Annotated in this window: 8 protein-coding genes; all 8 read right to left on the reverse strand. The window is 50.4% G+C overall.

Annotation, left to right across the window (positions count from 1 at the left end):
* Nucleotides 1–157: 157 nt before the first annotated feature.
* The 8 genes from HV477_RS29050 to HV477_RS16190 all read right to left on the reverse strand — a co-directional run bounded on the left by HV477_RS29050 (nt 158) and on the right by HV477_RS16190 (nt 11,817).
* The gene (locus tag HV477_RS29050; RefSeq protein ID WP_111764749.1) at nt 158–268 is read right to left on the reverse strand and encodes a DUF1187 family protein; all 111 of its coding nucleotides are present in this window, start codon (nt 266–268) and stop codon (nt 158–160) included.
* Nucleotides 269–1,416: 1,148 nt separating this feature from the next.
* A complete protein-coding gene (locus HV477_RS16160) occupies nt 1,417–2,355 on the reverse strand; it encodes a hypothetical protein (protein WP_175065157.1) in 939 nt (312 codons plus the stop codon).
* 176 nt (nt 2,356–2,531) lie between these two features.
* Nucleotides 2,532–3,014, reverse strand: coding sequence for a hypothetical protein (locus HV477_RS16165; RefSeq protein WP_175065158.1), 483 nt, complete (start codon nt 3,012–3,014; stop codon nt 2,532–2,534).
* 206 nt (nt 3,015–3,220) lie between these two features.
* Complete coding sequence (locus HV477_RS16170) at nt 3,221–5,731, reverse strand: fimbria/pilus outer membrane usher protein (protein WP_175065159.1); 2,511 nt, start codon at nt 5,729–5,731, stop codon at nt 3,221–3,223.
* Between the two features lie 123 nt (nt 5,732–5,854).
* Nucleotides 5,855–6,607: a fimbria/pilus periplasmic chaperone gene (locus tag HV477_RS16175; RefSeq protein ID WP_175065160.1), complete on the reverse strand. Its 753-nt coding sequence runs from the start codon at nt 6,605–6,607 to the stop codon at nt 5,855–5,857.
* A 1,069-nt stretch (nt 6,608–7,676) separates the two neighbouring features.
* The gene (locus tag HV477_RS16180) at nt 7,677–8,147 is read right to left on the reverse strand and encodes a universal stress protein (RefSeq protein WP_175065161.1); all 471 of its coding nucleotides are present in this window, start codon (nt 8,145–8,147) and stop codon (nt 7,677–7,679) included.
* A gap of 478 nt (nt 8,148–8,625) precedes the next feature.
* The gene (locus HV477_RS16185; RefSeq protein ID WP_175065162.1) at nt 8,626–11,430 is read right to left on the reverse strand and encodes a conjugative transfer ATPase; all 2,805 of its coding nucleotides are present in this window, start codon (nt 11,428–11,430) and stop codon (nt 8,626–8,628) included.
* Nucleotides 11,431–11,817: a TIGR03751 family conjugal transfer lipoprotein gene (locus HV477_RS16190; protein ID WP_058107391.1), complete on the reverse strand. Its 387-nt coding sequence runs from the start codon at nt 11,815–11,817 to the stop codon at nt 11,431–11,433.
* Nucleotides 11,818–11,850 lie beyond the last annotated feature (33 nt).

Here is an 11,850-nt window from a genome sequence, read left to right on the forward strand (position 1 = left end):
GTGTGGCATTTTTCTGTATATCTGACATTTTTATCACCCACTATTATTTAGTGGTGGATATTTTGTCCAGTATGTCAAAAGTTAGCCAGACGGTGCAGAGACGACGCTTACTGAGATACAGGCTATTATGCATAACGACTGCGGACTGGACAGCTCATCACCCGGCCCTGCGCTCTTGTTCCTTCATCTTTTCACACCTGAAATCGACCAGTATCACCTTTTCCCTGAATGACGTTCCGGCCTTCTTCACTTTAAAAACATTTTTCATACTGCGCCGAAGTCAGCTTTTCTTTTGAAAACCGGCAGGGGCCAGGGCCATATCTGAACTCAGTGCCGTTAACCGCCTTTTGCTGGCACCAGATGGATTAGCAACGATGTTGTATCTGACGTCACTGAAACATACTCAGATGTATCTGCGCTGTCGGACAGTTTTTGAAAAAAATAACCGAGTCTGGAACGCTGCAACGAACGAATAATTCGCCGCGAATGTCTTTTGTTTCTGGCAACCATCTGAATCTCCCCCAACGACATAACGGATAACATCAACTCACACTACAGTTGTTGAGAATTATTATCAACTTCCTCATGAACAAAAAATGGCAGTTGCCTGTCAGACAGGTGAGATTGCCGACGATCTGTTTGATTTTGTGTGTTCAATGCGTGAGGATGAACGCAGATAAAAAATACCCGCGCAGGCACGGGGGCCCTTACGGGTTAATGCTATATAGCATGATATGTGGATAGTAGTGAACGCAGGCGAATTATCCGGCTCAGAACGAACCATCGTCCAGTAGTTAAATGAGAGTAGTACTGCAGGCAAGTATCAAGACGACACCAAATTGAAAAACACTTAATGGCATTATTGCCCGCAAAACACCGACAGTTCCGACTCATTAGTTATGAGTTGTAATCACAGATAAAAATTCTCATATTCAAAAGTAACGTTCTGTGACAATAACAACCACAGAGAAGAGTAACAGAAGAACAATGCAACTCAGTCCATATGAAGATATCACTAAATCAATCCTGTTCACGATGAAAAAATACGGGATGTTCTTGGTCACAGAAAACTGATCGCAGTAACAACATGATGCCTGATAATTGTCGTCTATGGATAAGTAGGAACAACTTTTTTTCGTGCCTGCAGGTAGTGGAAGTCAACAGAAAAATGTCTTCAAGAAAAACGTATTTGATGTTGGTATCGGAGTGTGGTGGCGGGCAAACCTGCTGAGACAATAACCAGTAAAGCCAAATAATCGCCACACACCACGTTGTTGCGAATACTGGTATGAAAAATACTGCTGATAAACCTGGTGGCAGAAAAAAACTAACAGAATACCAGTAACCATAAAAAAACAACCAGTCGATAGATTGACTGGCTGACATCACATCATTCCGACACTTTACCGGATGTGCTTAGTGGACGAACTGTGCTGTAGTTCCATTCACATTTGTACAGTCTGTTCCGATACGGTCTCCATGATTCACGGATAACTGATATGCTCCTTGAATATGTATATTCCCAGGGTGAGTTAAATTAGTAACCGTATATGGAGAAAACCTGTCATCCGTATATCCACGACATATGATTGCCGTTCCCGCCTCATTATAAATATCTGTATTGAGGTCCTGCTCGTCAAAAAGAAGATTACCGTGAGTATCAGCTTTTGCAGATATCCTGCTTACACCCGGAGTGATTGTCCAGGTACCATCAGCATTGTATACAACATTAAATGTGGTATGTCCTTCCGTTGCATCACACAGCGCCGCATTAACCGATGAACTGGTGAAATTCATAACGGTCCCGGCTGTATATTCTCCCGTCTGAACATAAAACTTCAGAACAGGCTGACAGTCCAGGTTACTGCCCGGATTAACGGTGACAAAGTTTGACAGTACCACAGAACCATCCATCATGCGCACAGCCGAACCACCATTATACTCTTCAAGCGCAGGATTATATGACGGAGATATAATACGGAACGCGCCTTTCTGCACACCACCGTCATTCACCGGCGGCTTCAGTCCCAGTGCGGGTTGATTCATCATTGTGGTGCAGTTATTCACCGTTCCTGTGGCAGGCGTGAGTTCTATCGACTGTATTGCAGAAGCGTAGCCGGAGGGCTGGCCGATGGTAGGTTGTCCATGGCGTTGTTGTACCCCGGCATAATACTGAAGATTGAGTAAAAATGTATAAACACTGCCGCCCTGAGCCGCAGGAAGAATGGCAGTGGACAACAGGCTGTTAGAAAAAACCTCAGAACCACCGGAATAGACAGACGGCTGCTGGAAAAAGAAGAAAGTATGTAAAAACGGGCTGTTATTTGTGACATTAATTCGGATTAACGTACTCATGATAATATCTCCTGTTTATATACAAATTAGAGCACAACAATTAGTTGGCTTATTGCATTACCTTTCTTTCCCATTAATTCCCGCATCTCCATGACAGGCTGGCATACACCAGCCTGAATTATTAAGTTACGAAATCACGCATTATTCTCTTTCCGTGCCTCAGTGACACCGGAATATTAATTCGTATATGTGTAAACAGTCGGCCGTGATGTATAAACACCTGGTTCCGCATGAGAAATTTCAGCCGCAGTTTTCACTGAGACCACTGCAGCACCGTCATAAAGACTGGCGTTGGTTCCGGCAGTATTATCAGAAAGGACATTATCTGAAGCATCCTTAACTGTTGCCGGGAACGTAACGCTAGTATCACCAACTTTGGTGAACAAAATCTGATTGCTATTGTTACCTGTAGTTGTATCAATAAGCTTTGCGCCCGCAGGCAGGTTAGTGATTTTCGCCAGCAGCGTATCTGCCGCTAATGGCTTACCACTAGTAATAGACACGTGCTCTGACTGTACTTCTGCATAGCTTACTGCGCCCGAGTTGAAGGTCGTGCTAATAGTCAGCTCCTGCCCACCTACTGCAGTAGCAGCAAAAACAGAACCGGTCATCACTGCGCTCAGGGCAGCGGCCACTGCCATAATCTTAACGTTTTTCATATAGCTATATCCTTTTTATACATGGTTTATTTTCGTTTCATACAGACAGAGCGAGTTTTGCTGTGTGTATCCCGCTCTGCATACGCCATCACCATTACCAGTGATGTTTACGCGCTCTCGCGTATGGCTGCTCCACACGCAGAAGCGACAATTCTTCAAATCTTCCCTGGCTTTCTCCTGGAATACTCTTCCCGGATTTAGTCGGGTCACTCCCGGCACACGGCATTCGCAGAATACAGACCGGCAGGTCCCGTCTGTTCTGTTACATGTACTTCCGACGTACACTGCTCCTGTTGTCCTGCCCCCCACCTCACGGTGATATGTCCCTCATCCGGCATTCCGGTCAGGTACACCTTGCCACCACTCCCCACGATGCCTGTTCCGGCGTCATTACCTTCAACTGAAGCCACCGCGCCGAACGGTACCGGGCTGCCAGCCGGTCGCAACAACGTCAGCAGCACACGTTTACCGACCGACGGGTGGAATTTCGCCCGGACCACCGCCCCTTTAGTTGGCACCACCTTCACTGTGGTCTGCGGCAGCGCCGCATCATCCGGCAGACCAGCCGGGTTGATATCAATATTGTTTACCTGATAGGGAGTCAGATAACCCAGTGTGGTGTATCCACGGAAATCGGTTCTTACCCCCGGCCAGCTCCCTGCCGGGGCCCCCGATACACCCGGTACTTCAACCAGCGCCAGCGTGTCACCCTGGGGCTGCCCCACCGTTAGCCCGTCACCGGTCAGCAACAGATTACCCTTCAACCCTGCGCCAGACAGACGCTGGTAACGGCTGTAGCTGTAGTTGCCGGTCATTTCGCCGTAAGTTCCGCGATAATCCAGGTACAGGGCGCTGCCGGCTTTATCGTTTCCGGTACCGTCACGGTAGCGCTCACGGATATCCCAGTGCAGGCGGCGGTTCAGTGTGTCACCGTACATACCCAGCTCATGAGTTGTGTCCCCGTGCGTCTGGCCGTTCATCTGATAAGTGGCGTATACCGGAGCCTCTGATGACCAGCCGTTCAGTGGCAGGCTCAGATACAGGCTGGTCAGGCTTTCTTCCGAAACACGCCCGTTACGGTCAGTATTCTGGTTATGCGACCAGTTCAGACTGACTGACAGTCGGCTCCACAGCATCGTGCTCCAGGCGGCCCCCCAACTGTTCCTGTGGCTCTGGTCGTTGTGGTACGTCTGACGGGAACCATTCAGGCTGAGGCTTCCAGCGCCATACAACGACTGGCTCAGAGTGACACTGGTCCGGGTTTTCTGCTGCAGAGGACGATAGCCGGGGTAATAACCGCAATAATGGTCACCTTCACACCAGGTGTTGAGTGTGTCTGTCAGGCTGCTGTAACCTCCGGAATCATATTCCTCACTGGCCATACTCAGGGATGTGCCTGTATCAAGAGTTTCGTTGTAACGCAGGCGCCAGCGCTGGCCTGTCTGCTGTGTTCCGCCATTCCACTGCGAACGTGCTGCGGTGGCATCAACCGACAGAGCTCCCCACTTGCCCAGCATGGCACCGAGTCCGGCTGAGCCAGCCTGATAATGTTCTGCTGTCTGTACCCCGCCATACACCGTCAGATTCCATGGCAGTCCATACATCAGCTCAGCAGACATTACCGGCGTGTGTTTCACGTGATCTGATGAAGAACGGTATTCTCCGCCGGTCACACTGTACTTCAGGTATCCCTGACGCAGCGCAACTGCCGGGGAGTTATAAGGTACGGAGAACTCCTGCTGTGAACCGTCACTTTCCAGCACCCTTACCAGCAGGTCACCACTGCTGCCGGTCGATGGCAGGTCGCTGATATCAAAAGGACCGGCCGGTACAATCCGGGTGGTCATCAGGTAGCCGTTCTGCCTGACCTCCACCCTTGCCTGAGTACGGGCGATGCCCCGTACCACAGGTGCAAAAGCCCGCTGGTCATAGGGCACCATGTTTTCATCAGAAGCCAGCATCACACCGCGAAAGGGTACACTGTCAAACACGCTACCGGAGGTGTAACTTTCTCCCAGAGTCAGGCGACTTTTAAGGCTGTTTATCCCCCTCTCCGCATATGTGTAAGCACTCTGCCACGTCCCTGGCTGACTGCTGTTTTTCTGCCAGGTGGAGGCATTACGTAACCGCCATGCACCAAGATTCACTCCCGGCTGCAAACGAACGTATTGTGAATCAGACCGGGAAGACCACTGTCCCCGGTATTCGTTATGTTGTGTACTGGCATCCCAGCCCAGTATCAAGGCAGGAATGCCATCATCCCACTGAGCCTCAGGAGCAATACCCGTAAGTTTCGGCAGCATAGCCTGAGGAGGAACCACAATGGCCAGCTGCTGTTGGTTGAAATCAAAGTACGTGGATGCTTGCGGAATAGCGCTCAGATCAGCACATCCAGCGCTGGAGGAGGACACCGTATATTTACCTGTATCAACACCATAACGAGAAAGCTGCTCAGCGGTAAGACAGGGGATCAGGTACCGGTGGCCTTTTTCTTCTGCGAGATGAAAAGGTACGGTGGTATTGTCCACCGGCTCACCATTCATCAACACACTAACATCATAATTACCCGGAAGCTGAAGCCCTTCATTAAACAGGGCGATATCCACACTGCTTTTACCATCACCAATCATTGACGCATCAAATATATAATTGCGGGCAAACACTGCCGGCGGAAACAATACCGCACTGACAAATAAAGCCAGAATGGAATGGCGCATAATAAATCCGTTTCTCTTAAGCAGCGGCAAGATACCCGGCACATGATTATTACCGGTGATTTGTTTTACATATACAACAACTAAATAAATTCGTTAAATAATAGCCACAAATAAAGCGTATCGTTATTTTATTTCCACTGACTGAACCTGACTTTTATCACCATAATCACCAATAACAGTCCATTTTATTTCCCCATATTCCCCGGTACCTTCGGGTAGAGTGAAAACGCGTTCTCCCAGCGGGGAAATATAATTCTCTTTTATCTTTTTGCCGTTAAATGATAATGACCCCAGATTCATATAAAATAATGTCGGATTAGTAGCAATCAGTTGCCTGCCATTAACTCTCCAGGTAAGCTTTTTTGCCATACCCGATGGGTTGCCGGACAAGTTATCAGGACGAATCAATAATTTAATACAGCTGTTGATTGATAACTGCATCAGCATGGTAACATCAGCGGAAGACTGTAAAGCAGTGCCTTTATCCTGAGCCCAGACATCCCCGTCTTTTGGTGGGATACCCCGAACACAGAGCCAGGCCAGAGATTCCCTGTCTGTTGGATATATTCCTCCGGTACGGACAACCCGCAGGGTGTTCTGTTGTTTTCCTTCCAGACGGAAAAGTGGTGGAGTGACATAAAAAGGCGCTTCTGTTTTTTTATCTTCATTCATGACCTGTGACTGCACCAGTATTGGATAATCTTCCGGATTAGTTACACTCAACGTCACCCCCCTGCTGCCAGGCGGATAAACCACCCGACTCGCTCCGAGAATAATTCCGTATTTCTGACTACTCACTTGCTGAGCTACTGCTTCTGACATACCAGCAATTAATGATACAACCCCAATCAGGCAGGACAAATATGTTCTGACCATCAGTAAAACCACCCTTTCATTATTTTAATGATTATCATCAATGAAAAAATCACTATGTATAAAACAGAAACCGGTTACGCCATCTGCTCAACAACTTATATCGCAGACAGAATTCCACACATTTCTTCTATACAATTCCTTTACATGAGATGAGTCTGGCAACTGCAGATAATTATCCGCAAACGAAAAATACAGATCGATACGATCTGTATTTTTGATTAAAAGATTCGATCTTTTCGATTATTAACTTTCACCAACGTGAGCAAAAGATAGCTGAAACCACGTCCCTCACCAGTCGATACCTGCTGTCCGGCGAATACAGATCCAGTTTTCGGACATAAACCAGGCAGATGCGTATTTTTTTAAGAATGTGGATTCATAAAACATCAAAATCATCATTCTCACTCACAGACGTAAAATAACCTCTCATTTGGCAGTACCGGTATGCAGGATTAACTGGTAAGAACGGATAGTGAAGCTGCTAACCATAACAGCGATATGCTCATCACCTGATATGCCTTACGGATCCCCGCATCAACGACTCTTACCCTGGCAAGGAAGGTAATATGCTTAAATTTAATGGCCAACTGAAGATGGCCCCTCTTCCTTACCTGAAATACCAGTAGATGAGCACCGGGGGCTGTCACCACAGCGTTGAAAACTATGCAGCGTCTCTTTAACTGCCTGAGTGACACTGGCTGCATGCTAAAATTATGGTGGAGGCCCCCAGTGTAGACGTGAAGAATAAAGAGGAAATATTGAGTAACATTCCCGGCAAAGTGGTGCTGGCAGGAAATACCGACGAAGACCTGTATCTGGTTGACCGGGAAATCGCCCCGATGGAAAACAGCATCTGATGCATCACCCTGTCAGAGGATGATAGCGGAGATAAGAAAAGGGGGAGACATCACTCCCCGAAAAACGAAAACTATATGATATTATTGTGCATCCGTCAGGTAACTAATGCTGACGGATGCACAATAATAATGAAAAACTCAAAAGACGATATAATACCTTATTGGTACTATGTCGCATCATAACAGCAACTCTCAGAATGAGTACCGATCTCTCATTGAACCACATCATCACTGTCATCACCTGCGACCGGCACGGCAGTATCATCAACAGGTACTATCAATAAATCCGCCCTGACTTTATTTACCAGCCCTCTGTAAACAGGCAACATTCTGTTCAGGAAAGTATGATGATGTCCACAAATGAGCAAATCACAGTGTTCTTCCTCAGTGATTTCCAGTAGCGTACCGGGCAACTCCCCCCGAACCACCTTAAGCTGCAGCCCAGGCCATTCTGTATTTTTTACAAGTTGCTGCAGATGCTCCATCTGACTGTTTTCCAGTTCGCTGATTATCTGTGCTGCATCCGCCCCATACACACCGGAGTACAGCTCCGCCAGTTCATCATCAACATGAATGAGCGTCAACCGGGTTTGCCGCTGTCCGGCGACTAACAGAGCCCTGTTGACCAAAGTATAATCTTCCGGTGTATTTGATACTGCCACCGCAATGTGTTTATACGACATGCCTGAAACCTCCTGTCCAAGAATTGTATGAACAGTGTAGTTCTGACTTATACATTATAATAACAATTAATCCTAATATCATTTATCCTGATTATCGATAAGTGAAGACATACTGAACGTCTCGTCTTTAATTAACTGCTTTTATTACCCTCCTGAGCACGGCATAAATAGTCTTCTCCGCAAATTGCATTTTAAACTCAAAATTCACGCACTTATTTTTTAAAAGTCCTGATTACACTCTGTTTCACGATTTCCTTCCCCCGCCCGCACCCTCTATATTTTTTCATATCCATATTCAGGTTCAGACAATGCTCCTGATTTTAAAAAAATATCAGGTGAATACGCCCCTTTGAAGCAGTGATCTTAATTTAATTTTTCTGTATATTAGTTAAAATCGGTACAATCCTTACCTCTCCATCCGTGATGTTTTTCCTGCCTCATTCAGAAATATAAAACAATATTTTTAGCCGCGGAATATTCAAATCTCATTCACCGCTCCCGTTCCGCGTCTTCTGTCCAGCTCCCTCGCCACCATGAACGCCGCTTCCAGTTCCGTACAACCGTGCGCCTTCATCAGTTCCCGCCGCTGTGCCTTTTCATCTTTCTCCGTCATCCCCAGCGCCAGATACAGGCTCGGTGGCACCGAACGGAACAGCGCATTCAGATTGCTGCCCATCACCACCCCCTCCGTGTAGCAGGGAATACCGTTCACTTTCTGTCCCTTCTTCGCCGACGCCAGCATCTGCTTCTGCTCTTCCGTCAGGCTGCGAAAACGTGCCACCTGCTCTATCTCATCCGGCGGCATCGTCAGGCATATCCACCATTCCGCCATATTCAGCATCTTTTCTGACTCATCCGGGAAGTCCTTCAGGTTCTGGGTCGCCAGCCACAGCCAGGTCCCCAGTTTTCGCCACATCTTTGACTTTTTCGCAAAGTAAGGTGCAAGCAGAGGGTTGGCCGTCACAACATGGGCCTCATCAATATCAAAGAGCGTATTCCGCTTCTCAAACTGGTCGCGCTCTGCGATATGGTTCACCGTATTAGCCAGCGATATCACCGCCAGTGCCATCTGCGATTCATACCCTTCTCTGGACAGGTAAGCCAGGTCCACGATGGTCACGTCAGCTTCCGGCCACGCTTCCCCCTCACGGTTAAACAGCTCACCTTCAAACCCTTCGGTCATCAGCTCCAGCGCCAGCGCCATCTCCGACGCCCTGGACTGCATCTTCGTGTGCCAGCGGGGACCGCCGCCGGGCTTCTCTGAGCTGTCCGTGGCTATCGTTTCCAGCGTCGCCTTCAGATCCGACGGCAGCATCTGCCGTTTTTCCCCGTACACACGCTCAGCCGTCATGACCAGCGCCCGGCGCAGCAGTCCCCGGTCAGCACGGCTCAGCTTTTCATCCTTCTCCCCGCCCGTGATCATCAGGATGGCTGCAATCTCCATTTCACCCAGTACATCACGCTCATCATTATTATCATCATCAGTATCAACATCACCGATGTCCTTCAGCTGGTATTCGTCCACAACCAGCTTATCCGGCGCAAGCGTCATGATAAGATGCGAATCAGGGAATACCGGCAGACAGGTGCCACGTCCGGGGTTGATGCTGACCTTATTCACCGTCAGGCCCAGGCTCCGGCAGTAGTCAGCCAGCAGCCCGAACGAGTTGCCTGACTCCACCAGAAACAGCCGGGAGCGGTACATGGCCAGCATCTGGCACAGCGCCACGCAGAGCGTCGCCGATTTTCCGGCACCGGTCGGACCAAACAGCAGCAGGTGCGCACTGTTTTTACGGTCCTTCAGCGGGTCAAAGTGCAGCGGCTCCCCGCCGCGGTTGAAAAAGCTGATACCGGGGTTTCCCGTCCCCGTTGAGCGCCCGTATACCGGCGCCAGACCGGCAATATGCTGCACAAAAGTCAGCCACGTATACCACCGGTTCCTGTCCAGCTCCGGGTTAAAGCACATCGGCAGGGCGCGCAGGTAGGTATTCAGCGGCGAAAGGTCATATTCCGGATTCAGCGGTTTCAGCCCGGCGTTCACCAGGACGGTACTCAGCGACAAATGATGGTGGTCCAGCGTCTTCATGTCCGGTGCCTTCAGCAGAAAGGTCAGGGCACCACGATACAGTTTGTGCTTTTCCTTCAGCCAGGCCCGGGCCTCTTCCACCTGGTCGCGGGTACGCTCAGACTCCACGTTATCCCCGAGGGCCCGCTTACCCAGCCGGGCAAATTCCTCTTCCAGCTCATGTTGCGGCTGTATGAGCAGGGTCAGACAGGCCACCGTGCCCGGCGGCATCATGTCCATCAGCGCGTTAATACGTTCACCACGCTCCCGCTCTGCGGTCAGCAGGCCCGGCTCCGGCGGTTTCGTCAGATTTTCCACCGACACGGCACGGTGTGCCACATTATCAAACCACCACACCCCTTTTTTCGCTTCACTGCGCGGGCGGGTGAAGAACAGCGATTCACTGAAATCCGTGTCCACGGGCAGCTTATCCTGGCGGCTGTCACGCCAGGCGGCCGTCCTGTACAGCGTCTGGCGGTCAATCCACGACGGGGCGGGGTTAAACAGCCGCAGCAGCCAGGCATGGATTTGTTCCCCGTTCTGCCGGCGGCACACCACACCGGCCTGGCTCAGCGCCGCAGACAGCCGGTCGCAGGTCTGACGAAGCTGAACCACCGGGGGATAAGACTCCCGCTGTCGTGAGTTCACATAGCGGTACACCACCATCCGTACCTGACGTATCTGACCGCGCCAGCTGACCCCGGTCACCGTCTCATCCTTAAACAGCCCCTCCGGCCGGTTAATGACCTGCAGATGACGCTCTGTCTCCGAAAGCCAGGCCTGTGTGAACGCACTGCCCTGCGCGGCGGGACTGACATAACCCCGCAACAGGTCCATCTCAGCCGTCAGGTCCGCTTCATCCTGGCAGTAGAACTGCACCACCCACTGGTGGCTGCTGCGCTCTTCCGGCCCGTTCTGCAACGCGGCCTCGGTGATGTCACGGATTTCTTCGAGACGTTCTGCTGAGCGGCCGTCCGTCTGCGCCGGGCTCAGGCTGAACACCGCACCGACCGACACCCCGTCATCAAGTAGAAGGCATTCATCCTCCGGCAGATATTCCACCCACGGCAGGAAATCAATAAACGACGGACCGTGTGCATAAATTTTTGCCTCGTCGCGACGGGTCAGTTTTCCCTCACGCTTCAGCGGCTCACGCCCTGACGGGTGCGGTATCCGGGGTACAGATTTCGTGCGTTTACCGGAAAACAGGCTGAACATCTACAGCGCCTCCGTCCGTTCGCCAGGCAGGGCATACTGCGGGTGGCTGTAAAAAGGAAAGACCGTACTGTACCCCGGGACCGGCGCACTGCCGTCTGCCAGATGCGGGTACACATACATCACCATGTCGGGGTCCGGCAACCGCGGGAACTGCTGGCTGATTTCACTCTCCTGCGTGCGGCTGTAGCTTTCTGCCTGACTCCGGTCTCCGTGTTGCTCCGTCCCCGTCAGCGGCCGGCGCAGGGCTTCCCGGGCCTGTATCCCCTGCTGCACGCTGCCCGACCGGTGCTGCCATAACTCCATCATCGTGCTGTCCCCGGCTGGCAGTATCGCCTCCTTACTGCTGCTGCAGCCTGCCAGCAACATCACCAGCGCGGTCACCGGCATACAAACTTTAATCAGTGTCACCACCACGTTACG

Origin of the sequence: Salmonella sp. SG203 (assembly GCF_013350575.1) — a bacterium.
In the GTDB taxonomy this organism is placed as follows: Bacteria; Pseudomonadota; Gammaproteobacteria; order Enterobacterales; family Enterobacteriaceae; genus Salmonella; species Salmonella enterica.